Raw genomic sequence first — 1,246 nt, forward strand, 5'->3', positions numbered from 1 at the left:
AACCGAATCCTACGCTAAATCAATCGCTTGTGCTACATCCGCCAACCCGCTAAACTTCCGTCGTGCATCAGACGGGTTAGGCCACCTCGCATCAATTTACAGCGGCCAGCGCGAGCCAAGGCTTGGCGGACCGCTTTGTGTGCTATTGTCATGCCGAAAGGGCAATTAAGGGGGAATGCCGGATGAAGGATGAAGCCTGGGTCAGCTTTCCTGTGCTCGAGAGCAGTTTCATGCCGGGAATCGAATCGGATCTCACACGCTCTGATCTCAAGCACTCCGCCGCGATCGCCAAGCGCTACGAAAAGGGCGAGGTCCTGGATCCGGATGAACTGCCGAAAAAGTACTTCGGGCGTTACAAGGACAAGCTGCTCAAAGGCCTGCCGGATTTTTTCTACGCCAACGGTTTTTTTGCTGTGTCAGCCAAATGCGCCGACATACTGCGCAAATTCAATCTGGGGCGCGCGCAGCTCTGCCCGGTCACCGTCTACCAGAACGATGGGGCGACAGAGTTGCCGGGCACATTCTTCTTGATCGCCAATATCGACCATAGGCCCGCGCTCGACACTGAACGGTCCAAAGGCATCCAGCGTGTCTACAAGGGCTACGATTTATTCCGCAGCGCCCCTGTCACCGAGGATGGCGACATCGTCGTTTCCGGGGCATTGACAGGCGGAAGCAACCTATGGGTCGATCCCACGCTCAAATTTTCACTGTTCTTCCGTGCAGAACTTGAAGCCGCCCTTCGCCAGGGCGGCATCAATACGTTCAAGCGCGTGCGCTGCACCGTTCATTCCGGACTCTAGGATGGGGACCTATACTTTAGGCTGATTTTGTTGGATTCTTCTTGTCTGATTTGAGGATTGAAGAAAAGAAATGGCAAAGCAGTCGTTGTTTTGGCTATCTGACGAGGCAAGGGCGGCTCCTGAACCTCACCTTCCTCATGGAAAGTCCGGCAAGCCGCGCGTCGATGACCGAAGGGTGATTTCTGGCTTAAGAATGGCCATGATCGTCGCTCCTTCCAGCTAAAAGGCTGTCGATGGTTACAAGCTGCTCGTCCAATTCAGCGAATGTAGGAACCAAAGCATCGATCTCTTTTTGAGCCTGCGCAATCTGTTCGACGGCCCGCATAACCGCATCGTTTGTCCTCATCGTCGTCACCATCAATCCTGTGGCAATCCTGTCTCTGCGTCAGTGTGTTATTGGCCCATCCGAGGTGATGCGTCCGCCATCGAATGCGGCTGTGATC

The 1,246-nt window shown here is 54.5% G+C and carries 2 protein-coding genes; one reads left to right on the forward strand and one right to left on the reverse strand.

From position 1 onward, the window contains the following. Positions 1–182: 182 nt before the first annotated feature. Positions 183–803, forward strand: coding sequence for an imm11 family protein (locus AB843_RS24540; protein ID WP_048649556.1), 621 nt, complete (start codon positions 183–185; stop codon positions 801–803). 187 nt (positions 804–990) lie between these two features. Here the strand turns inward: AB843_RS24540 and AB843_RS25820 are convergent, their stop codons facing one another. After that, positions 991–1,161, reverse strand: coding sequence for a hypothetical protein (locus tag AB843_RS25820; protein WP_162230660.1), 171 nt, complete (start codon positions 1,159–1,161; stop codon positions 991–993). Between the last annotated feature and the right edge of the window lie 85 nt (positions 1,162–1,246).

It is taken from the genome of Nitratireductor soli, from assembly GCF_001050155.1.
Classification (GTDB): domain Bacteria; phylum Pseudomonadota; class Alphaproteobacteria; order Rhizobiales; family Rhizobiaceae; genus Nitratireductor; species Nitratireductor soli.

Coding starts and splice junctions, on each gene's coding strand:
- AB843_RS25820 (WP_162230660.1), bottom strand. CDS start 1,161: ATGGTGACGACGATGAGGACAAACGATGCGGTTATGCGGGCCGTCGAA.
- AB843_RS24540 (WP_048649556.1), top strand. CDS start 183: ATGAAGGATGAAGCCTGGGTCAGCTTTCCTGTGCTCGAGAGCAGTTTC.